Raw genomic sequence first — 22,154 nt, forward strand, 5'->3', positions numbered from 1 at the left:
AAGTACCAGCTCACCCGGCGCGACTGGGAGGCCGCCGAACGCGAGGGACGCACCATCACCCGGCTGCTGACCAGGCTCAACACCATCCGGCGGGAGAACCCGGCCCTCCAGCAGTTGCGCGACATCCACTTCCATGAAGCGGATCAGGAGGCGGTGATCGCCTACTCGAAGCGGAAGGGTTCGAACACGGTTCTGGTGGTCGCCAACCTCGACCCCCACCACACCCAGGAGGCGACGGTCTCGTTGGACATGCCGCAACTCGGCCTGGACTGGCACGAGTCGGTGCCGGTGCGGGACGAGCTCACCGGCGAGACCTATCACTGGGGCAGGGCCAACTACGTGCGTCTCGAACCGGGCCGGAGCCCCGCGCACGTCTTCACGGTGCTGCGACCGTCCACCCCGCAGATCGGAGGGTCACCCACAACATGATCGTCAACGAACCCGTTCAGGACACCTTCGAGGACACTCCTGCCAGGGACCGCGACCCGGAGTGGTTCAAGCGCGCCGTCTTCTACGAGGTGCTCGTCCGCTCGTTCCAGGACAGCAACGGCGACGGCGTCGGTGACCTCAAGGGCATCACCGCCAAGCTCGACTACCTCCAGTGGCTCGGCGTCGACTGCCTGTGGCTGCCGCCGTTCTTCAAGTCCCCGCTCCGTGACGGCGGCTACGACGTCTCCGACTACACGGCCGTGCTCCCGGAGTTCGGCGACCTCGCCGACTTCGTGGAGTTCGTCGACGCCGCCCACCAGCGCGGCATGCGCGTGATCATCGACTTCGTCATGAACCACACCAGCGACCAGCACCCGTGGTTCCAGGAGTCGCGCAAGGACCCCGACGGGCCCTACGGCGACTACTACGTGTGGGCCGACGACGACAAGCAGTTCCCGGACGCGCGGATCATCTTCGTCGACACCGAGGCCTCCAACTGGACCTTCGACCCGGTCCGCAAGCAGTACTACTGGCATCGTTTCTTCTCCCACCAGCCGGACCTCAACTACGAGAACCCGGCCGTGCAGGAGGAGATGATCTCCGCGCTGAAGTTCTGGCTGGACCTGGGCATCGACGGGTTCCGGCTGGACGCGGTGCCGTACCTGTACCAGCAGGAGGGCACCAACTGCGAGAACCTCCCGGAGACGCACGACTTCCTGAAGCGGGTGCGCAAGGAGATCGACGCGCAGTACCCGGACACGGTGCTGCTCGCCGAGGCCAACCAGTGGCCCGAGGACGTCGTCGACTACTTCGGCGACTACCCGAGCGGCGGCGACGAGTGCCACATGGCCTTCCACTTCCCGGTCATGCCGCGCATCTTCATGGCCGTGCGCCGCGAGTCGCGCTACCCGGTCTCCGAGATCCTGGCCAAGACCCCGGCCATCCCCTCGAACTGCCAGTGGGGCATCTTCCTGCGCAACCACGACGAGCTCACGCTCGAGATGGTCACCGACGAAGAGCGCGACTACATGTGGGCCGAGTACGCCAAGGACCCACGGATGCGCGCCAACATCGGCATCCGGCGCAGGCTCGCCCCGCTGCTGGACAACGACCGCAACCAGATCGAGCTGTTCACCGCCCTGCTGCTGGCGCTGCCGGGCTCGCCGATCCTGTACTACGGCGACGAGATCGGCATGGGCGACAACATCTGGCTCGGCGACCGGGACGCGGTGCGCACGCCGATGCAGTGGACGCCCGACCGCAACGCGGGCTTCTCGTCCTGCGACCCGGGGCGGCTGTTCCTGCCGACGATCATGGACCCGGTCTACGGCTACCAGGTCACGAACGTCGAGGCGTCGATGTCCTCGCCGTCGTCGCTGCTGCACTGGACCCGCCGCATGATCGAGATCCGCAAGCAGAACCCCGCCTTCGGACTCGGCACGTACACCGAGCTGCCGTCGACGAATCCGGCGGTGCTGGCGTTTCTGCGCGAGTACGAGGACGACCTGGTGCTGTGCGTGAACAACTTCTCCCGGTTCGCGCAGCCCACGGAGCTGGATCTGAGCGCCTTCGAGGGGCGGCACCCGGTGGAGCTGTTCGGCGGGGTGCGCTTCCCTGCCATCGGCGAGCTGCCGTACCTGCTGACCCTGGCGGGCCACGGTTTCTACTGGTTCCGGCTCCGCGGGGACACCGTATGAGGGCCGCGTGAGGCCTGAGACGGCCTGCTGAGGCCTGACCCGCGGGGCAGGCCGCCAAACCCCGCGGCGGGGCGTTTCTCCTGCCCCGCCCGGGGCACGCATGAAGGACACCCCACCCGGTGACGCATCACACAGGGTGAAAGGACGCGACGTCATGTCGGAAGCCGTCACACGCACCGTCACCACCCCGCCCGGCCTTCTCGCCTCTCTGGATCCCCTGCTGCGGGAATGGCTGCCACGGCAGCGCTGGTTCGCCGGCAAAGGCCGTCCGGTCACCGGGTTCACGCTGGTCGAGGCCACCGAGCTGCTCCCCGCCAGTGCCAAGCTGGGCCTGTACCACCTGCTGGTCCGCGCCCATCAGCCGCTCGTGCCGTCCCCCGGCGCGCCCGGCCATCCCGGCGACTGCTACCAGCTCCTGATAGGCGTGCGCGAGGCGCTGCCGCCTCGGCTGGCGCCCGCGCTGATCGGACACGTGCCGACGGGGCCGCTGGCCGGCCGCACCGTCTACGACGCCCTGCACGACCCCCGGCCCGCCGAGCTGCTCCTGGAGGCGCTGCGCACCCAGGCCCGTATCGGCAGGCTCCGCTTCGAGCGGGACCCCGCCCAGGACATCCGGTCCGGGCTCGTGCCCCGCGTGGTGACCGCCGAGCAGTCCAACTCGTCCGTCGTCTACGGAGATACGTTCATCCTCAAGCTGCTGCGCCGGATCGTGCCCGGGGTCAACCCCGATCTGGAGCTGCCGCTGGCGCTGGCCCGCGAGGACTGCCCCCGGGTGCCCGCGCCCACGGCCTGGATGGTCGCTGACATCGACCCCACGGCGGACCCCGTGATCGCGGCGGGCCCGGCGGACCTCGCCCAGCAGCCGTATGTTCTGGGGGTGCTCCAGCCCTTCGTGCAGGGCGCCACCGACGGCTGGGAGCTGGCGCTGCGCGAGCTGGCCAAGGGCGAGGACTTCGGCGCCGAGGCGCGGGCGCTGGGGCGGGCCACCGCCGAGGTGCACACCGCGCTGGCCCGCGCACTGCCGACGGTCAGCCTCGGTCACATGCAGCTCCAGCTCATGGTGGACGGCATGCGCGAGCGGCTGGAGGCGGCCGTCCAGGCGGTGCCCGCGCTGCGGCCCTACGCCGACGGGCTGCGGTCGGCGTTCACGGCGCTCGATGATCTGGCCGCCGAGGGCCGCACCTGGACCGCGCAGCGCGTGCACGGCGATCTGCATCTCGGGCAGTGCCTGCGCTCACCGGCCGGCGAGTGGTCGCTGATCGACTTCGAGGGCGAACCGGCCCGGCCCCTGCCCGAGCGGCGCATGCCGCAGCCGGCGGTACGGGACGTCGCCGGCATGCTGCGGTCCTTCGACTACGCGGCCCGCTCGGCCGATCCGCCCCAGCCCGACTGGGCCGAGACCTGCCGGTCCGCGTACTGCTCCGGCTACGCGGAGGCCTCCGGCCGCGATCCGCGCACCGACCCTGTGCTGCTGCGCGCCTACGAGACGGACAAGGCCATCTACGAGGTGGTGTACGAGGCCCGGCACCGCCCCGACTGGCTGCCCGTGCCCCTGGCCGCCATAAGCCGGCTCTCCTCGTCCGGCCATCTGACCTGACTGACCCACCTGCCCAGGAGGCTGCGCCCGTGACCCCCCGCTCCGATTCCAGCGGTTCGCATCCGAAGAAGACGGCCGGGGAGAAGATCCCCGAGCAGCCGACGGCCGCCCAGCGGAAGAGTTCCGCGAAGAAGACGGCGGTGCCGAAACAGGCGGCGAAGAAGGCCGCCGCCAAGAAGTCGGCCTCGGCGCAGCCACCGGCGGCGAAGGCCACGGCAGCGAAGTCGGCTGCGGCGAAGAAGGCTGTAGCGAAGAAGGCCGTCGCAACGAAGGCCGTCGCGAAGAAGGCCCTCGCGAAGAAGGCGGAGCCCGCGAAGGCGACCGCGGCGAAGTCGACCGCCAAGAAGGTGGCCGCGACGAAGGCAGCCGCCAAGAAGGCCCCTGCGAAGAAGACGCCCGCGAAGAAGACGCCCGCGAAGAAGGCGACGACCGCGAAGGCCGCCGCCAAGAAGGCCACGACCGCGAAGGCGGCGGCCACCAGGACCACGGCCGCCGGCCCTCCTGCCACGAAGGCAACCGCCAGGAAGACCCCTGCCGAGGAAGCCCCTGCCAAGACAGCGGGCGCCAGGAAAGCCGCTGCCGAGAAGGAAGCCCCCGCTCAGGTCGTCCCGCCGGAGATGGAGATCGCCGTCTCGCCCGCCGTCGGCGCGGCGGACCGGGAGCGGCTGCTCGGCGGTACGCATCACGACCCGCACTCCGTGCTCGGCGCGCACCCCGTGCCCGGCGGGGTCGCGTTCCGGGCGTTCCGGCCGTACGCCCTGTCGGTGACCGTCGTCGCCGGGGAGCTGCGGGCGGAGCTGCACGACGACGGGGAGGGGTTCTTCTCCGGGCTGCTGCCGCTGCGGGAGGTGCCGCCGTACCGGCTGCTCGTGGAGTACGAGGGCACCGTCCTGGACACCGAGGACGCCTACCGCTTCCTGCCCACGCTGGGCGACCTCGACCTGCATCTGATCGGCGAGGGCCGGCACGAGGAGCTGTGGACGGCGCTGGGCGCGCATCCGACGATCCACGAGGGCGTGACCGGCACCCGTTTCTCGGTGTGGGCGCCGAACGCGCGCGGCGTGCGGGTGGCCGGGACGTTCAACTTCTGGGACGGCACCGGCCACGCCATGCGGTCGCTGGGCTCTTCGGGCGTCTGGGAGCTGTTCCTGCCGGACATCGGCGAGGGCGAGCTGTACAAGTTCGACATCACCCGCCCCGACGGTTCGAGGACGCTGCGCGCCGACCCGATGGCCCGCCGCACGGAGGTGCCGCCCGCGACCTCGTCGGTCATCACCTCCTCGGCGTACGAGTGGGGCGACGCCGAGTGGCTGGCCCGGCGTGCCGAGGCCCCGGCGCACGAGGCGCCGTTCTCGGTGTACGAGGTGCATCTGGCCTCTTGGCGCCCGGGGCTGACGTACCGGCAACTGGCCGATCAGCTCCCCGGGTACGTGAAGAACCTGGGCTTCACGCACGTCGAGCTGATGCCGGTCGCCGAGCATCCGTTCGGCGGCTCGTGGGGCTACCAGGTCACCGGCTTCTACGCGCCGACGGCCCGGCTCGGCACGCCGGACGACTTCCGGCACCTCGTGGACTCGCTGCACCGGGCCGGGATCGGCGTCCTCATGGACTGGGTGCCGGCCCACTTCCCGCGGGACGACTGGGCGCTGGCCGAGTTCGACGGGCGGCCCCTGTACGAGCACGAGGATCCGCTGCGGGCCGCGCATCCCGACTGGGGCACGCTGGAGTTCGACTTCGGGCGGCGGGAGGTGCGCAACTTCCTGGTCTCGAACGCCCTGTACTGGTGCGAGGAGTTCCACATCGACGGCCTGCGCGTGGACGCCGTCGCCTCGATGCTCTACCTCGACTACTCGCGCGAGGCGGGGCAGTGGACGCCCAACGAGCACGGCGGCCGGGAGAACCTGGACGCGGTGGCGTTCCTGCAGGAGATGAACGCGACGGTGTACCGCAGGGTGCCCGGCGTCGTCACGATCGCCGAGGAGTCGACCGCCTGGGACGGCGTCACCCGGGCCACGCACCACGAGGGCCCGAGCGGCTTCGGCGGGCTCGGATTCGGGCTGAAGTGGAACATGGGCTGGATGCACGACTCGCTCCAGTACATGAGCCACGAGCCGGTGCACCGCAAGTACCACCACCACGAGATGACGTTCTCGATGGTGTACGCGTACAGCGAGAACTACGTCCTGCCGATCTCCCACGACGAGGTGGTGCACGGCAAGCGCTCCCTGGTGTCGAAGATGCCCGGCGACTGGTGGCAGCAGCGGGCCCAGCTCCGGGCCTACCTCGGCTTCATGTGGGCCCACCCGGGCAAGCAACTGCTTTTCATGGGGCAGGAGTTCGCCCAGGGCGCCGAGTGGTCGGAGGCGCACGGCCCGGACTGGTGGCTGCTGGACCCGGGCTACGGGGCCGAGCCCGATCACCGGGGCGTGCGTGACCTGGTCCGCGACCTCAACACCGTCTACCGGGCCACCCCGGCGCTGTGGCGCCTCGACACCGACCCGGCCGGTTTCGAGTGGATCGTCGGGGACGCCGCCGACGACAACGTCCTGGCGTTCCTCAGGCTGGACCCGGAGGGCACCCCGATCCTGGCGGTGTCGAACTTCGCGCCGGTCGTCCGCCAGGACTACCGCCTGGGCGTGCCCGAGGACGTCCCCGCCTGGCACGAGGCCGTGAACACCGACGCCGCCCGCTACGGCGGCGGCGACATCACCAACCCCGACCCGGTCAAGCCCGAGGCGCAGCCCTGGCACGGCCGCCCGGCCAGCATCCGCCTGACCCTGCCGCCGCTGTCGACGGTGTGGCTGCGCCCGGCGTAGGCGGCCGCTGCCCACTGTGACACCTCTGTGACGGGAGGTGTGGCTTCCGCCACAGCCCCTCCCGTCAGGCCCTGGTGGGGTGGCGGCATGCGCCGTGCCACCCCACCGGGCCGTGGGGGCCGTCCGCGCGGAAGGGAGTGGCGGGCGTGCTGATCGGTCTCGGCATCTCCCTCGTCTGTGCCCTCGGCGCGCTCGTCGCGGCCGCCGGAGTCGTCGCGATGGCGTTCCCCGGCCGCCCCGAGCCCTGGCTGCCGCTGCTGCTGCGCCGAGCGGCGACGATGTTCGCCTGGGCGGCCGTGTCCGTCTACTCCCTGGGGTTCTTCGCCGTGCTGGAATCGGAGTGGGAGTTCGGCGAAGGGGCCTCCTCGGTCCCGGCCCGGGCCTGCCTCGACGACTTCGACCGGGACACGGTCCAGGGCCTCTCCCACCACCGGGCCTCGTACCTGCCCCTGCGCTTCGACTGCGTCCGCCAGGACGGCACCGTCTACACCGCCGACCCCTCCTACCTGTGGATGAACTGGGCGAGCATGTCCTTCGCCCTGTCCGCCGCCGGGCTCGCCATCAGCGCGGGCTACGCCACCGAGTTCCGCGCGCGGAAGGCCGCGGAGTCGACATGACGCTGCTTCCCGTCTTCGTGGGACTCGTTGTGGCCCTGGTCGCGCTGCGCGGGCTGCTGGCGCATCCGCTGCTGCCTCTGTGGGTGCGGACCGCGGTGTTCTGGGCGGTGCCGTGCTGTGCCGTGACCTGGGTCGTGATCATGACGGCGGACGACCCCGTGCTGTTCCCGGAGACCGCGCCCTGTCCGGCCGAGCCGATGCGGGAGGGCTTTCTCGGGGGCGGGAATGCCTGGGGGGTTTCCACGCCGTTTCCGCCGCGGGCCTACTGCGAGTGGGAGGACGGCACCACCTACGACCTCACGCCCGGCGCAGAGTTCGCGTTCTGGGTCTTCTTCGCCCTGACGGTCGTACCGCTCGCGGCCGGGTTGTGGCATGCCCTGCGGGATCCGAGGTCGCTGCGGTGACAGGCGGCCTCAGGTCCCGCAGGGCCTCGGAGAGCCCGTGCCGGCCGGGCTACCCGAAGTGTTCGGCCAGGGCCTTCGGCAGCTCCCCGGTGTGCAGCACGCCGAGCCGCTGGGTGGCCCGGGTCAGGGCCACGTACAGGTCGCTGGTGCCGTAGCGGCCGGGCTCGACCACCAGGACGGAGTCGAACTCCAGGCCCTTGGCCTGCCGCGGGTCGAGGAGGACTACCGTGCGCGTGAGGTCGGGTTCGGCGCCCGCCGTCACGCCGTCCAGCGGGGCCGCGAGGGAGCGGTGGAGGTCGCGGGGCGCGATGACCGCGAGCCGCCCCTCGGCCGGGGTGAGTTCCCCGACCGCCTTGGCGACCGCGCCCGGGAGGTCGTCGGTGGCCCGTGCCCACGGCCGTACACCCGTGGAGCGGACCGAGCTCGGCGGCTCGAACTCCGGGTGCTCGGCACGGACCACGGCGGCCGCCACGTCCATGATCTCGGCCGGGGTGCGGTAGTTGACGCCCAGCCGCGTGTGCTCCCAGCGGTCCTCGACGTACGGGGAGAGGATGCCCGCCCAGGAGCCGACACCGGCCGCCTCCGCCGTCTGCGCGGGGTCGCCGACCAGGGTCATCGAGCGGGTCGGGCTGCGCCGCATCAGCAGCCGCCAGGCCATCGGCGACAGTTCCTGAGCCTCGTCGACGATGATGTGCCCGAACGCCCAGGTGCGGTCGGCCGCCGCGCGCTCGGCGGCGCTGCGGTGGTCGTCCTCCTCGTGCCGCTCGGCGAACCGCTCGGCGTCGATGACGTCGTGCGCGGACAGCACCTCACTGCCGTCGGGGTCGCTGTCCTCCTTGTCCTCGAACTCGTAGGTCCGGGAGGCGTACGACACCTCCAGCACGCCCTGCGCGTAGGCGATCTGCTCCTCCCGCTCGCGCGCGGCACGCTCCCGGGCCAGCCGGTCGTCGTCGCCGAGGAGTTCGGCGGCCTCGTCGAGCAGCGGCACGTCCGCGACCGTCCAGTGCCGCGTCACCGGGCGGCGTACGGCGTCGGCGTCCTCGGCGGGCAGGAACTCCTCGGGCGCGGCGAGGAAGTCGGCGACGAGCCGCTGCGGGGTGAGCACCGGCCACAGCTGGTCGATGGCGGACCAGACGTCGGGGTTGTCGGCGATGTCGTCGCGGATCTGGGTGATGTCGCTGGGGTCGAGCAGGCTGGACCCGTCGAAGGGGTCGGTGCCGATCCGCTCGGCGTACAGGTCCGTGAGCGCGTTGAGGATGTGGCCCTCGAAGTGCTCGCGGGCCGCGTTGTGCGGCAGCCTGGCGGCGCGGGTGCGCTCGCGGGCGACGCCGACCAGGCCGTCGTCGAGCATCAGGACCTCGCGGTCGTGCTCGATGGCGATGACGGGGTCGGGCAGCGCCTGCCGGGCGCGCACCACCTCGGCGAGGACGTCGGCCATGCCGGCCCGGCCCTTCACGGCGGCGGCCTCGGGCGTGTCGGTCGCGGTCGCCTTCACTCCGGGGAACAGCTCGCCGACGGTCGCGAGGAGCACGCCGGTCTCGCCGAGGGAGGGCAGCACCTCGCCGATGTAGCCGAGGAACGCCGGGTTGGGCCCGACGATCAGTACCGCCCGCTTGGCGAGCAGTTCACGGTGCTCGTACAGCAGATAGGCGGCGCGGTGCAGGGCGACGGCCGTCTTGCCGGTGCCCGGACCGCCCTCCACGACCATGACGCCGCGGTGCGGGGCCCGGATGATGCGGTCCTGGTCGGCCTGGATGGTCTGCACGATGTCGCTCATGCGGCCGGTACGGGCCGAATTGAGCGCGGAGAGCAGCACGGCGTCGCCCGTCGGGTCCTCGTGGCCGGTGCGGGTCTCGTCCCCGAGGTCGAGGATCTCGTCGTGCAGGTGGGTGACCCGGCGGCCGTCGGTGGCGATGTGCCGCCGGCGCCTGAGGCCCATCGGGGTGTGGCCGGTGGCCAGGTAGAAGGGGCGGGCGACGTCAGCGCGCCAGTCGATCAGGACGGGCGTGCGTTCGGCGTCGTCGGTGCGCAGGCCGATCCGGCCGATGTGGTGGGTGACGCCCGAGGTGAGGTCGATCCGGCCGAAGCACAGGGAGCCGTCCACCGCGTTCAGCGCGGCGAGCAGCCCGGAGCGCTCGGCGACGAGGATGTCCCGCTCGAGTCTGGCCTGCATGGGCGTGTTGCCCTGCGCGAGCGCGTCCGTGACGGAGGTCTCGGTATCGCCGCGCAGCGCGTCCACGCGCGCGTACAACCCGTCGATGAATTCCTGTTCCTGTCGCAATTCATCGTCCGGAAATTCGGTGTTTGACAATTCCACTCCCGCCCGGATATACTGTGCTCACTGAACTTCGCGTGACTTCTTTCGAGCCGAAGTCACGAACAGACAAATATACGCAAGGAAATCCCCCGAGCGCAATTGCTCGGGGGATTTCCTGTTCTCCGGGCGGGTCGTCTAGAGCACGTCGGCCAGCTCCTCCAGCAGCCGCCGCTTGGCCCGCGCGCCCACCATCGACTTCACGGGCTCACCACCGCGGAACACCATGAAGGTCGGCATCGACAGCACCTTGTAGGCGTTGGTCGTCTCCGGGCTGGAGTCCACGTCCAGCCGCACCACCTTCAGCCGGTCGCCCGCCTCGAACGCGAGGGCTTTCAGCACCGGGGCCATCTGCCGGCACGGCGGGCACCAGTCGGCGGTGAACTCCACCAGTACCGGCAGCTCCGCGCCGATCACCTCGGCCTCGAAGTCGGCGTCCGTCACGTCCGTCACATCGGTCACCATCAATCCCCTCCCAGCTCGCACTGCGGCTCCGGACCGCCCGGAGCCTGAGCCTCGGCGGCCAGTTCGGCCCGGGCCAGCTGCCGGGCGACCGTGTCCCGGACGGTGGTCAGCTCACCGATCAGGGAGTCCAGTTCGCCCAGCTTGCGCCGGTAGACCGCGAGCGACGCCGGGCACGAGTCGCCCTGGGGGTGCCCGGCTCGCAGACACTCCACGAAGGGCCGCGTCTCCTCCAGGTCGAACCCGAAGTCCTGCAGCGTCCGGATCTGCCGGAGCAGCCGCAGATCGCTCTCGTCGTAGGTCCGGTATCCGTTGCCCGCCCGCCGCGCGGGCAACAGCCCCCGCGACTCGTAGTACCGCAGCGTCCGCGTCGTGGTCCCGGCCCGTGCGGCCAGCTCGCCGATTCGCATGCGTACGAACGTATTCCTTGACGCCCGCGTCAAGGCAACAGCGGTTTCCGCTCCACCGGGGAGGTCAGCACGATCGACGTCGTCGTGCGCCCCAGCGCGGAGACGCCCTCCAGGACCTCCTCCAGGTGCACGGTGTCCCGGACGGCGACCTTGAGGATCCAGCAGTCCTCGCCGACCACGTGGTGCACCTCGGTGATCTCGGGCCGCTCGATCAGCTCCAGGGTCCTCGGGTGCTTCAGGTTGTAGCCGCCGTGCGGATTGACGCGGATGAACGCCTGGATGCCGTAGCCGAGGCGGGCCGGGACGACCTGTGCGCCGTAGCCGCTGATCACTCCCGCGGCCTCCAGTCGCCGTACCCGCTCGGTGACGGCCGCCGGGCTGAGCCGGACCCGGCGGCCCAGCTCGCTGAGCTTGATACGGCCGTCGGTCTGGAGCAGCTGGAGGATCTGCCGGTCGAGCGCGTCGAAGGCCACCGAGGTTTCGTCGGCGGCGGGGCGCAGATGCCGAGGTTCTTTCGGCGCGGCGGCCTGAACTCCCATGGTTCCCCCTTCAGTACGTGAATGTACGCCGGGAGAATTATGGCCATGGAAAACACCCGGAACGTACTGGTCATCGGTGGAAACCGCTACGTCGGAAAGCGCCTGATCGCACGGCTGCGGGACGAAGGGCACCGGGTGAGCGTGCTGAACCGGGGGTCCTCCCCGCCGCCGGACGGAGTGGAGCAGCTGGTCGCCGACCGGGACGACGAGCGGTCGCTGACCGGGGCGCTCGGCTCGCGCGTCTTCGACGTCGTCGTCGACCAGGTCTGCTACACCCCGCGCCAGGCGGCGCTCGCCCGCGGCGTCTTCTCCGGCCGCACCGGCCGCTATGTGATGACCTCGACGGTCGAGGTGTACGAGTACGAGGACTCCCCGGACCTCGTGCGCGAGGAGGCCGTCGACCCGGCCACGGTGTCCGTCGATCTCGAACTGCCCTGGGACGACCCGGTGTTCCTGGAGGCGCACTACGGGGAGGGCAAGCGGCAGGCCGAGGCGGTCCTCGCGGCCGACGGCCCGGCGCTGCCGTACACGGCGGTCAGGGTGGCCCATGTGCTGGGCGGGGACGACGACTTCACGGGACGGCTGGCCCACTACGCCGAGCGGATACGCACCGGCGAGCCGATCGCCGTCCCGGCCGTGAACCGGCCCGCCACGTACATCCACGTCGAGGAGATCGCCCGCTTCCTGGCCTGGGCGGCGGGCGAGGAGTTCACCAGGCCGGTGAACGCCGCCTCGCACGGGACGCTGAGCACCGAGGAGCTGTGCGAGGCGGTGGCCGCGCACGTCCCGGGCGGGCGGGCCGTGTTCCGGCCCGTGGAGGTCGGCGAGGTCTCCCCGTTCTCCTTCCGCCGCTCCTACGGCATGGACAACGCCCGTGCCACCCGGCTGGGCCACACCTTCGCCGACGCCCGGCAGTGGTTGCCGCGTGCCGTCGCCGAGACGCTCGGAAAGGGCGACTGACATGCGGTACAGGACACTGGGCGGGCTGCGGGTGAGCGCGATCGGACTCGGCGCGATGCCGCTGTCCCTGGAGGGTCGGCCGGACGAGAAGCGGGCCCTCGCCACCGTGCACGCCGCGCTCGACGCGGGGGTGACCCTCCTGGACACGGCCGACTCCTACCATCTGCCGGGCGCGGAGCCCGGCCACAACGAACGTCTGCTGGCCCGGGCACTCGCCACGTACGGGGGTGACACCTCCGGCGTGCTGGTGGCGACGAAGGGCGGCCGCGGCCGCCCGGCCGGCGGCGACTGGACGGTGAACGGCCACCCGCACCACCTCAAGGCCGCCGCCGAGGTTTCCCGCGAGCGCCTCGGTGTGGAGGCGATCGGCCTCTACCAGCTCCACAAGCCGGACCCCGCCGTGCCGTTCGAGGAGTCGGTCGGTGCGCTGCGGGAGCTGCTCGACGCGGGCACGATCCGGCTGGCCGGGGTGTCCAATGTGGACGCGGAGCAGGTCCGCCGGGCGCACGAGATCCTCGGCGACCGGCTGGTGTCGGTGCAGAACCGGTACTCCCCCGCCGTCCGGGACAGCGAGCCGGAGCTGCGGCTGTGCGCGGAACTGGGGCTGGCGTTCCTGCCGTGGAGTCCGCTGGGCGGACTGGCCCGCAGCTCCCTGGACGGGCCGTCGCGAACGGAGGGAGCGGACCGCTTCGCCGCCTTCCACGCCGTCGCCGCGGAGCGCGGTGTCAGTCCCCAGCGGGTCGGGCTGGCCTGGCTGCTGACACGCTCCCCGGCCGTCATCCCGATTCCGGGGTCGAGCCGGCCCGAGACGGCCAGGGACTCGGCAGCCGCGGCGGACCTGCTCCTCGGCGAAGAGGAGCGGGCCCGCCTGGACGAGGCCGCCGAGCCTGACCCGGTCCCGGTCAACGGGGATCGCTAGTCGACCAGTTCGGGCGCACGGCGCCGCGGCGCCGCCTGCCCGGCCGGGGCCGTGCCGGAGAGCTTCGCGCCTTCGACGTCGAGGTTCGGAAGCAGTCGGTCGAGCCACCGCGGCGGCCACCAGGCCGACTTGCCGAGCAGGGCGAACAGGGCGGGGACGATCGTCATCCGGACCAGGAAGGCGTCGAAGGGCACCGCGGCCGCGAGGCCGAAGCCGATCATCTTGGCGAATTCGTTGTCCTCCACGATGAAGCCGGAGAACACGCTGATCATGATGGCGGCGGCCGCGGCCACCACCCGGCCTCCGTAGCGGAAACCGGTGACGACGGCCTCGGCGGGCCGCGCCCCGTGGACGTAGGCCTCCCGCATCCGGGTCACCAGGAACACCTCGTAGTCCATGGCGAGTCCGAAGACCACACCGATCATGAAGATCGGCATGGTGCTCATGATCGGACTCGGCTGGTCGACGCCGAAGACGTCGGCGAGCCAGCCCCACTGGAAGACCGCGACGACGGCGCCGAGCGCGGCGGTCACCGAGAGCAGGAAGCCGAGCGCGGCCTTGAGCGGCACGAGGACCGAGCGGAAGACCACCATCAGCAGCAGGAACGCCAGGCCCACGACCAGGGCGAGATAGGGCAGCAGCGCGTCGTCGAGGGTCTCGGAGAAGTCGATGAACATCGCGGTCTGGCCGGTGACCAGGACCTCGGCGCCGGTGTCCGCCCGGAAGCCGTCGGCGAGGGAGCGCGTACCGCCTAGCGGCACGGGGTCCGGCCGGGAAGGCCGGAATCCTCGCTTTTCAGGGCGAGGAGCATGTCAACTCAGCGTGGCCGACCCTGCGGGCGGCGCTCGAGGACGTCGAGGTGGAGGGCCGGCTCATCAGGGCGGGCGAGACGGTGACCGTTTCCGTGCAGGCGGCCAACCGCGACCCGCACCGCTTCCCCGACCCCGACCGTCTCGACATCCACCGCAAGGCCACCGGACACCTCTCCTTCGGGCACGGCGCCCACCAGTGCCTGGGCCAGCAGCTCGCCCGCGTCGAGATGACCGTGGTGTTCCCCGCGCTCCTCGCCCGCTTCCCCACCCTGCGCCTCGCGGTACCGCCCCAGGAGGTGCCGCTGCGCGGACGCTCCAACGTCTACGGCGTGATCAGCCTGCCCGTCACCTGGGACGAGGCGTAGCCCATGGGCGACCCACTCGAGCCGCTGCGGATCGAAGTCGACCGCGACCGCTGCGCCGGAGCCGGCATGTGCGCCCTGACGGCTCCCGGGGTCTTCGACCAGGACGACGAGGAAGGCCTGGTGGTACTCCTGCACTCCGACCCGCCCCCCGAACACCGGCCCACCGCCCGGATGGCCGCCGGCCTCTGCCCCGCCGGAGCCATCATCCTCGGGGGAAACGGCGACGCCGAGCGGGCAGGTCCCTAGGGGAGGAGGACCTGTCCGCTCGGCGTTCACGGACCGGGCAGCTGAGCGACGGGGGGACGTTCAGCCGCCCGGGGGCTCGGGGAGCGCGGCGCGACCGTCAGGTCTTGGCCAGCTCCTTCTCGCCGCCCTGCTCGGGCAGCTCGGCGTGCTCGTCGGACGAGCCGTCGTGGCCGTCGTGGCCGTCGTCCAGCAGCGTCTTCTCGTCGAAGGGCAGGTGGCCGGCGAGAACCTCGCCCACCCGCTCCTTGTCGATCTCCTTGGTCCAGGTACCGATCAGCACGGTGGCCACGGCGTTGCCGGCGAAGTTGGTCAGGGCGCGGGCCTCGCTCATGAAGCGGTCGATGCCGACGATCAGGCCGATGCCGTCCACCAGGGCCGGCTTGTGCGACTGCAGACCGCCGGCCAGGGTCGCGAGGCCGGCGCCGGTGACACCGGCGGCTCCCTTGGAGGCGACCAGCAGGAAGAGCAGCAGCGGGATCTGCTCGCCGATGGACATCGGCGTGCCCATGGCGTCGGCGATGAACAGCGAGGCCATGGTCATGTAGATCATGGTGCCGTCGAGGTTGAAGGAGTAGCCGGTCGGTACGGTGATGCCGACCACCGGCTTGCTGACGCCCAGGTGCTCCATCTTCGCGATGAGCCGCGGCAGCGCGGACTCGGAGGAGGAGGTGGACAGGATCAGCAGGAACTCCCGGCCCAGGTACTTGAACAGCGTGAGGATGTTCAGGCCGGAGATGACGCGCAGCAGGACGCCGAGCACGATGAAGACGAAGAGGAAGCAGGTGACGTAGAAGCCGAGCATCAGCACGGCGAGGCTCTTGAGCGCTTCCAGGCCGGCGGAGCCGGTGACGGCGGCGATGGCGCCGAAGGCACCGATCGGGGCGGCCCACATCACCATGGCGAGGATACGGAAGACGAGCCGCTGGATGTGCTCGATGCCGCGCAGGATCGGCTGGCCGGCCGAGCCCATGCCCTGGAGGGCGAAGCCGGCGAGCAGGGCGATCAGCAGGGTCTGCAGGACCGACTCGTTGGTGAAGGCCGAGACGATCGTGGTCGGGATGATGCCGAGCAGGAACTCGGTGGTGTCCTTGGCCTCGGAATCGATCTGCGCGTGGCCGGCGTCCTTGACCGCGTCGGTCACGGCGAGGCCGGTGCCCGGGTCCAGGATGTTGCCGACGACCAGGCCGATACCCAGCGCGACCAGCGACATGATCGTGAAGTAGACCAGGGCGATACCGCCCACGGCCCCGACCTTCGCGGCCTTCCGTACCGATCCGATGCCCAGCACGATCGTGCAGAAGATGATCGGCGAGATCATCATCTTGATCAGGGCCACGAACCCGGTGCCGATCGGCTTCAGCCCGACAGCGAAGTCCGGAGCGGCCAGACCCACCGCGATACCGGCAGCGACCGCGATGATCACCGCGATGTAGAGATAGTGGGTGCGGTCCCGCTTGGGTTTGCGTGCGGCAGGTGCCGTATCGGCTGCGCTGGTCACGGCGGCCCTCCTTGACGACGTCGTCGGCATCACCGGCGTGCGGCTCACGTCCGGGGAATTCCGGGAATCACAGAGCGGAGCTCCCGGAGATGCGTTATGGGGAATGCCGTGACTATGTCCTGCTCTGTGAGCGCGGTCACCCTTCCGTTCATTTAGTTCACAATCAGCCACGAGGCAGACTGACGACATGCGCTTCTCCGTCCCCCGACCCCGCAGCCTGGCGGCCCAGCTCTTCGCCATGCAGGCCGTACTGATCGCGGTCGTCGTGGCCGGATGTGCGCTGTTCACCTATGTCAGCGACCGCAGCCAGGCCGAGGAGGCCGCGAAGCGCCAGGCCAGGGCGGTGGCACGCTCCGTCGCCGACTCCCCGTCGGTGCTGGCCGCGGCCCGCGGCTCCGACCCGACCTCGGAGCTCCAGCCGTACGCCCTGAAGGTCATGCGGGACACCGAGGTCGACTTCATCACGATCATGAATCCGCGGGGCATCCGCTGGACGCATCCCGACCCGGACCAGATCGGCCAAACGTTCCAGGGCCACACCGAGCGGGCCCTGAGGGGCGAGACCTTCACCGAGACCTACACCGGCACCCTCGGCCCGTCGGTCCGCGCGGTCACCCCGATCAACAACGGCAAGCAGATCGTCGGCCTGGTCAGCGCGGGCATACGGGTCGAGGCGATCAGCGAGCGCGTGCAGAGCCAGGTCACGGCCCTGCTGGGCGTCGCCGCCGGGGCACTGGCCCTGGGCGCGATCGGCACCTACGTTGTCAACGCACGGTTGCGCCGCCACACCCACGGCATGAACGCGGCCGAGCTCAGCCGGATGCACGACTACCACCAGGCCGCCCTGCACGCCGTACGGGAGGGGCTGCTGATGCTGGACGGGCAGTACCGTGTGGCGTTGATCAACGACGGAGGGCGTGAGCTGCTCGGCGTGGAGGGGGACGTGGTGGGCAGGTCGGTGGCCGAGCTCGGGCTCCCGGCCCCGCTGACGGGCGCCCTGCTCGCTTCGGAGCCACGGGTGGACGAGGTGCACCTGACGGCGTCGCGGGTCCTGGTCGTCAACACCTCCCCGGTGTCCGGCGGCGAGCGGCGCGGTACGGTCGTCACCCTGCGCGATGTCACCGAACTCCAGTCACTGATGGGCGAGTTGGATTCCGAACGCGGCTTCACGCAGGCGCTGCGCTCACAGGCGCACGAGGCGGCGAACCGGCTGCACACGGTCGTGTCGCTGATCGAGCTGGGCCGGGCGGAGGAGGCGGTGGAGTTCGCGACGGCCGAGCTGGAGCTGGCGCAGGCGCTGACCGACCAGGTCGTGGCGGCGGTGAGCGAGCCGGTGCTGGCGGCACTGCTGCTGGGCAAGACGGCCCAGGCGAACGAGCGGGGCGTGGAGCTGATGGTGTCGGAGGACAGCAGCCTGGACGACGGCCTGCTGCCCGATACCCTCCCGGCCCGGGACCTGGTGACCATCCTCGGCAACCTGATCGACAACGCCGTGGACGCGGCGCAGGGCAGTGTGCGGGCACGGGTGACCGTGGCGGCGTACACACAGAACACGGCCGATGCCCCGGAGCTGGTGCTACGGGTCTCCGACACGGGCCCGGGGGTCGACCCCGAACACGCCGAGGCGGTCTTCCAGCGGGGCTTCTCGACGAAGCCGTCCGGCCCGGACGGACGAGGTCTCGGACTGGCCCTGGTACGGCAGGCGGCGCAGCGGCACGAGGGGACACTGTCGGTGACGGAGGCCGACGGCGGCGGGGCTCAGTTCGAGGTACGGCTGCCGCTGCGCGAGTCCGGCGCGGTCGCCGCAGGCGCGACATCCGGAGGCCCGGTGTCCGAGGGCTCTGGAGGCCCCGCATGACGAGCGACACGACACACGCGAACGCCATCCGGGTCCTGGTGGTGGAGGACGACCCGGTGGCCGCCGACGCCCACGTCATGTACGTCGGCCGGGTCCCCGGATTCGTCGCCGTGGGCAAGGCGCACACGGGCGCGGAGGCCCGCCGGGCCCTGGAGCGCACCCCGGTGGACCTCCTCCTGCTCGACCTGCACCTGCCGGACGTGCACGGCCTGCACCTGGCACGCTCGCTGCGGGCGGCCGGTCACCACGCCGACGTCATCGCGGTGACGTCCGCCCGCGACCTGGCCGTCGTACGCGAGGGCGTCTCGCTCGGCGTCGTGCAGTACGTCCTGAAGCCGTTCACCTTCGCCACGCTGCGCGACCGTCTCGTGCGGTACGCCGAGTTCCACGCGTCGGTCGGCGAGGCGAGCGGGCAGGACGAGGTGGACCGGGCCCTGGCGGCCCTGCGCGCCCCCGGCCCGGCCGCGCTGCCCAAGGGGCTGAGCGCGCCGACGCTGGAGCGGGTGACGATCGCCCTGCGCGACAGCGAGGGAGGCCTCACCGCCGCCGGAGTCGCGGAATCCGTCGGCATCTCCCGCATCACGGCCCGCCGCTATCTGGAGCACCTGGTGGACGCGGGCCGCGCGGCCCGCCGCCCGCAGTACGGCACGGTGGGGCGCCCGGAGTTGCAGTACCGCTGGGTCACGGGTCAATGACGGTTCACGGTACGCGGATCAATCCACCGCACACACATTGACCTGACTAGACCACTCAACTTAGGTTCACGACGCAGCCGTCCCGGCCACAAAGAAGTGCGCCCGTAGGAGGTTCGTGCCAGTGCGCCCCACCGCCGCCCTCACCCCGCTCCTCACTCTGGCCCTCGCCGCGACCGCCCTCACCGCCTGCGGCGGGGGCTCCGGCAGCGACCCGGACACCGTGAAGATCTCCTTCAAGCAGTCCACGGACAACTCCGTCAAGGTGATGGACACGTATCTCGCGGACATCAAGAAGCAGTTCGAGAAGGCCCACCCGGGCAAGAAGGTCGAGCTCGTCCCGATCAAGGCCCCGGACTCGGAGTACTACACCAAGCTCCAGCAGATGCTCCGCTCCCCCAAGACCGCCCCCGACCTGGTCTACGAGGACACGTTCCTCATCAACTCGGACATCACCAGCGGCTATCTCAAGCCCCTCGACCCCTATCTCGCCAAGTGGCCGGACTGGAACAAGTTCATTGACACGGCGAAGGCGGCGGCCAAGGGCGAGGACGGCAAGACGTACGGCGTCCCCGACGGCACCGACACCCGCGGACTCTGGTTCGACAAGGACATCTTCAAGAAGGCGGGCCTCCCCGCCACCTGGCAGCCGAAGACCTGGAACGACATCCTCACAGCCGCCCGCACCATCAAACGCGAGGTCCCCGGCACGATCCCCCTCAACGTCTACACGGGCAAACCGGTCGGCGAGGCCGCCACCATGCAGACCTTCGAGATGCTGCTCTACGGCACCAACGACGGCACCACGGACCCCCTCTACGACAAGTCGAGCAAGAAGTGGATCGCCGGCGGCCAGGCCTTCAAGGACGCGCTCTCCTTCGTCGAGACGGTCTACAAGGAGAGACTCGGCCCGGACGTCTCCGACGCGCTCGACCCGAACGTCATGACCCGGGTCCGCGGCGAGTGGCTCCCGCAGGGCAAGCTCGGCATCGCCCTCGACGGCTCCTGGCTGCCGCAGGACTGGCTGCCCGGCAGCGGCCACGAGTGGCCCGAGTGGTCTCAGAAGCTGGGCCTGGCCGCCATGCCGACCCAGAACGGCCAGGCGCCCGGCAAGGTGAGCATGTCCGGCGGCTGGACCTGGTCGATCCCGGCCAAGGCGGGCAACCCGGACCTGGCGTTCGAGTTCATCAAGACGATGCAGACCAAGGCCAACGCGCAGAAGTGGTACGTCGCCAACTCCGGCATCGCGGTCCGCGAGGACGTGGCGAAGGACCCCGCGTACGCCACGGCCCAGCCCGGCATCAAGTTCTTCACCGACCTCGTGGCGAACACCCACTACCGCCCCGCCTACCCCGCCTACCCCAAGGTCTCCGTGGCCGTCCAGGAGGCGATGGAGGGCGTGACGACGGGCGACACATCGGTGGACGAGGCGACGAGCGCCTACACGGACGCGCTCAAGGACGCGACGGACAACCAGGTGGCCGAACGGTGAGCGAGGCCCGATGACCACCACGGCACCGCACCCCCGGCCCACCCAGACGCTCAAGGACACGCACCCGGCACCCGGCCCCCGCCTGCCCCTGCGCGTCCTGCCCCTGACCCCCGCGGTCGTCCTGCTCCTCCTCTTCCTGGCCGGCCCGATCGCCTACTGCGTCTACATCGCCTTCACCGATCTCCAACTGACCGGCCAGGCGCGGGAGTCGTTCGTAGGCCTCGACAACTTCACCCGGGCCTTCGGCGACGAGGCGTTCCTGAACGCCGTATGGCTGACGCTGGTGTTCACGGTCCTCTCCTCCCTCATCGGACAGAACACCCTGGGTCTGGCCCTGGCCGCGCTGATGCGGCGCGCGTCGCAACCGGTCCGCACGCTCACCGGCGGCATCGTCGTCACGGCATGGGTCCTGCCGGAGGTCGTGGCGGGCTTCCTGCTCTACGCCTTCTTCCGCCGCGAGGGCACCCTGAACGCCATCCTGGACTGGCTGCACCTGCCCTCCCAGAACTGGCTGTTCACACTCCCGATCCTGGCGGTCTCCTTCGCGAACGTCTGGCGCGGCACGGCGTTCTCCATGCTGGTCTACTCGGCGGCCCTGAACGAGATCCCCCAGGAGATCACCGAAGCCGCGGAGGTCGACGGGGCCGGGGGCTGGCGCCGCATGTGGCACATCACCCTGCCCATGATCCGCCGGTCCATCGGCACGAACCTGATGCTCAACACCCTCCAGACCCTCTCGGTCTTCGGTCTGATCTGGGTCATGACCAGGGGCGGCCCCGGCGGCAGAAGCCAGACACTGCCCCTCTTCATGTACGAACAGGCCTTCCAGAACAGCCTGATCGGCTACGGCACCGCGGTAGCCCTCCTGCTGCTCCTGGTCGGCTCCCTCTTCTCTCTCATCTACCTGCGCCTGCTCCGGACGGAGGTCTGACCGGCCATGGCCCTCACCCTCTCCTCCCGCCGCACGACCCGCCGTCTGGCGGCCGACGCGGGACTCCTGGTGGCCGCCGCGGCCTTCGTCCTCCCCCTGGCCTGGGTGGTCCTGTCCGCCCTCGATCCCCACGCGGGCCTCCGGGTGAAGGCCCCCGACGGCCTCACCCTGGACAACTTCGACGCGATCCTGACCCCCGAGATCACCTTCACCCCCCTCCTCAACAGCCTGATCCTCTGCGGCGGCGCGACCCTGCTCACGGTGGCCTCAGCCGCCCTCGCGGCCTACCCGCTCTCCCGCTTCCGCTCCCGCTTCAACCGCCCGTTCCTGCTGACGATCCTCTTCGCCACCAGCCTGCCCATCACGGCGATCATGGTCCCGGTCTACGCCCTCTTCGTCCAAGTGGACCTGATCGACACCACGCAGGGCACGATCTTCTTCTTCGCCGCGTCCCAACTCCCCTTCGCCATCTGGCTGATGAAGAACTTCATGGACGGCGTACCAAGAGAACTGGAAGAAGCGGCGTGGACGGACGGGGCATCGGCGTTCCAGTCCCTCATCCGCATCGTCCTGCCCCTCATGGGCCCCGGCGTGGCCGTCGTGACGGTCTTCTCCTTCGTCATGATGTGGGGAAACTTCTTCGTCCCCTTCATGCTCCTGCTCACCCCCGACCAGATGCCGGCGTCCGTCAGCATCAACGACTTCTTCGGCAACCGGGGCATGGTGGCGTACGGCCAACTGGCCGCGTTCTCGATCATCTACTCGACGCCGGTCATCCTCCTGTACGTACTGATAGCCCGCCGCCTGGGAGGGGGCTTCGCCCTGGGCGGGGCGGTCAAGGGCTGAACGCGTCGGTGCTGGGGTCGGGGCCTTGCGCAACCCGGCGTAGCGGGGTGCCTCCCCCACTCTCGGCTTCGCTCGAGCGGGGGGACCCCCACCGCCCACCCGTGCCGCCCCTAGCGGCACGCATGCCCGCAGCTGGGGCGGCGCGGCCCGCACCCGCGCACGGCGAGAAGGGGCCGTGTCGGGGGGTGTCCGCCCGCAGCGGTTGTCGCGTCAACGAACAGCGAGTCGGTACGCAACCCCATCGCGACGT

At 70.7% G+C, this 22,154-nt stretch carries 18 protein-coding genes and 3 pseudogenes; 15 read left to right on the forward strand and 6 right to left on the reverse strand.

Annotated features, from left to right (window positions below):
• The 6 genes and pseudogenes from ACFZBT_RS39855 to ACFZBT_RS39880 all read left to right on the forward strand — a co-directional run.
• Positions 1-429, forward strand: a pseudogene (locus ACFZBT_RS39855) (alpha-1,4-glucan--maltose-1-phosphate maltosyltransferase); the annotation flags it as partial.
• Positions 426-2,126, forward strand: a complete 1,701-nt coding sequence (gene treS, locus ACFZBT_RS39860; RefSeq protein ID WP_391115164.1) for a maltose alpha-D-glucosyltransferase — start codon at positions 426-428, stop codon at positions 2,124-2,126. The pseudogene ACFZBT_RS39855 and the gene treS, both read left to right, overlap by 4 nt.
• A gap of 154 nt (positions 2,127-2,280) precedes the next feature.
• A complete protein-coding gene (locus tag ACFZBT_RS39865; RefSeq protein WP_391115167.1) occupies positions 2,281-3,723 on the forward strand; it encodes a maltokinase in 1,443 nt (480 codons plus the stop codon).
• Positions 3,724-3,752: 29 nt separating this feature from the next.
• Positions 3,753-6,539: a 1,4-alpha-glucan branching enzyme gene (gene glgB / locus ACFZBT_RS39870; RefSeq protein WP_391115170.1), complete on the forward strand. Its 2,787-nt coding sequence runs from the start codon at positions 3,753-3,755 to the stop codon at positions 6,537-6,539.
• 146 nt (positions 6,540-6,685) lie between these two features.
• On the forward strand, positions 6,686-7,156 hold the full coding sequence (locus tag ACFZBT_RS39875) for a hypothetical protein (RefSeq protein ID WP_391115174.1): 471 nt from the start codon (positions 6,686-6,688) through the stop codon (positions 7,154-7,156).
• Positions 7,153-7,560 carry a hypothetical protein gene (locus ACFZBT_RS39880; RefSeq protein ID WP_391115177.1) on the forward strand — a complete coding sequence of 136 codons (408 nt, stop codon included), beginning with the start codon at positions 7,153-7,155 and terminating at the stop codon, positions 7,558-7,560. Before ACFZBT_RS39875 ends, ACFZBT_RS39880 begins: the two co-directional genes overlap by 4 nt.
• Before the next feature lie 49 nt (positions 7,561-7,609).
• Here the strand turns inward: ACFZBT_RS39880 and ACFZBT_RS39885 are convergent, their stop codons facing one another.
• The 4 genes from ACFZBT_RS39885 to ACFZBT_RS39900 form a co-directional block, all read right to left on the reverse strand.
• The gene (locus ACFZBT_RS39885) at positions 7,610-9,889 is read right to left on the reverse strand and encodes a HelD family protein (RefSeq protein ID WP_391115213.1); all 2,280 of its coding nucleotides are present in this window, start codon (positions 9,887-9,889) and stop codon (positions 7,610-7,612) included.
• 123 nt (positions 9,890-10,012) lie between these two features.
• The gene (locus ACFZBT_RS39890) at positions 10,013-10,339 is read right to left on the reverse strand and encodes a thioredoxin domain-containing protein (protein WP_391115180.1); all 327 of its coding nucleotides are present in this window, start codon (positions 10,337-10,339) and stop codon (positions 10,013-10,015) included.
• Positions 10,339-10,746: a MerR family transcriptional regulator gene (locus ACFZBT_RS39895; RefSeq protein WP_391115183.1), complete on the reverse strand. Its 408-nt coding sequence runs from the start codon at positions 10,744-10,746 to the stop codon at positions 10,339-10,341. The genes ACFZBT_RS39890 and ACFZBT_RS39895 overlap by 1 nt, the downstream gene beginning before the upstream one ends.
• Positions 10,747-10,775: 29 nt before the next feature.
• Positions 10,776-11,285, reverse strand: coding sequence for an AsnC family transcriptional regulator (locus ACFZBT_RS39900; protein ID WP_391115186.1), 510 nt, complete (start codon positions 11,283-11,285; stop codon positions 10,776-10,778).
• Between the two features lie 45 nt (positions 11,286-11,330).
• On the opposite strand from ACFZBT_RS39900, the gene ACFZBT_RS39905 reads away from it, so the two are divergent.
• Both ACFZBT_RS39905 and ACFZBT_RS39910 read left to right on the forward strand, forming a co-directional pair.
• On the forward strand, positions 11,331-12,245 hold the full coding sequence (locus ACFZBT_RS39905; protein WP_391115189.1) for an NAD-dependent epimerase/dehydratase family protein: 915 nt from the start codon (positions 11,331-11,333) through the stop codon (positions 12,243-12,245).
• 1 nt (position 12,246) lies between these two features.
• On the forward strand, positions 12,247-13,164 hold the full coding sequence (locus ACFZBT_RS39910) for an aldo/keto reductase (RefSeq protein WP_391115192.1): 918 nt from the start codon (positions 12,247-12,249) through the stop codon (positions 13,162-13,164).
• Here the strand turns inward: ACFZBT_RS39910 and ACFZBT_RS39915 are convergent.
• Positions 13,161-13,907 (reverse strand): annotated as a pseudogene (locus tag ACFZBT_RS39915) (MMPL family transporter); the annotation flags it as partial. The gene ACFZBT_RS39910 and the pseudogene ACFZBT_RS39915 sit on opposite strands and share 4 nt — an antisense overlap.
• Positions 13,908-13,990: 83 nt before the next feature.
• Between ACFZBT_RS39915 and ACFZBT_RS39920 the strand changes: the two are divergent.
• Positions 13,991-14,341 (forward strand): annotated as a pseudogene (locus tag ACFZBT_RS39920) (cytochrome P450); the annotation flags it as partial.
• Between the two features lie 3 nt (positions 14,342-14,344).
• Positions 14,345-14,587, forward strand: coding sequence for a 4Fe-4S domain-containing protein (locus tag ACFZBT_RS39925; protein ID WP_391115195.1), 243 nt, complete (start codon positions 14,345-14,347; stop codon positions 14,585-14,587).
• Positions 14,588-14,684: 97 nt separating this feature from the next.
• Here ACFZBT_RS39925 and ACFZBT_RS39930 read toward each other — a convergent pair whose 3' ends face one another.
• Entirely contained in the window at positions 14,685-16,085 is a 1,401-nt protein-coding gene (locus ACFZBT_RS39930; RefSeq protein ID WP_391115197.1) for a cation:dicarboxylate symporter family transporter, read from the reverse strand.
• Between the two features lie 187 nt (positions 16,086-16,272).
• Between ACFZBT_RS39930 and ACFZBT_RS39935 the strand changes: the two genes are divergently transcribed.
• The 5 genes from ACFZBT_RS39935 to ACFZBT_RS39955 all read left to right on the forward strand — a co-directional run bounded on the left by ACFZBT_RS39935 (position 16,273) and on the right by ACFZBT_RS39955 (position 21,904).
• The gene (locus ACFZBT_RS39935; RefSeq protein WP_391115200.1) at positions 16,273-17,943 is read left to right on the forward strand and encodes an ATP-binding protein; all 1,671 of its coding nucleotides are present in this window, start codon (positions 16,273-16,275) and stop codon (positions 17,941-17,943) included.
• Positions 17,940-18,638 (forward strand): response regulator, encoded by a 699-nt coding sequence (locus tag ACFZBT_RS39940; protein ID WP_391115203.1) that lies wholly within the window; start codon positions 17,940-17,942, stop codon positions 18,636-18,638. Before ACFZBT_RS39935 ends, ACFZBT_RS39940 begins: the two co-directional genes overlap by 4 nt.
• 121 nt (positions 18,639-18,759) lie before the next feature.
• The gene (locus ACFZBT_RS39945) at positions 18,760-20,127 is read left to right on the forward strand and encodes an extracellular solute-binding protein (protein WP_391115216.1); all 1,368 of its coding nucleotides are present in this window, start codon (positions 18,760-18,762) and stop codon (positions 20,125-20,127) included.
• A 10-nt stretch (positions 20,128-20,137) separates the two neighbouring features.
• Entirely contained in the window at positions 20,138-21,058 is a 921-nt protein-coding gene (locus tag ACFZBT_RS39950) for an ABC transporter permease subunit (protein WP_391115206.1), read from the forward strand.
• A 6-nt stretch (positions 21,059-21,064) separates the two neighbouring features.
• The gene (locus ACFZBT_RS39955) at positions 21,065-21,904 is read left to right on the forward strand and encodes an ABC transporter permease subunit (RefSeq protein WP_391115209.1); all 840 of its coding nucleotides are present in this window, start codon (positions 21,065-21,067) and stop codon (positions 21,902-21,904) included.
• The last annotated feature ends 250 nt before the right edge of the window (positions 21,905-22,154 follow it).

Source organism: Streptomyces sp. NPDC008137 (assembly GCF_042957035.1).
GTDB lineage: Bacteria > Actinomycetota > Actinomycetes > Streptomycetales > Streptomycetaceae > Streptomyces.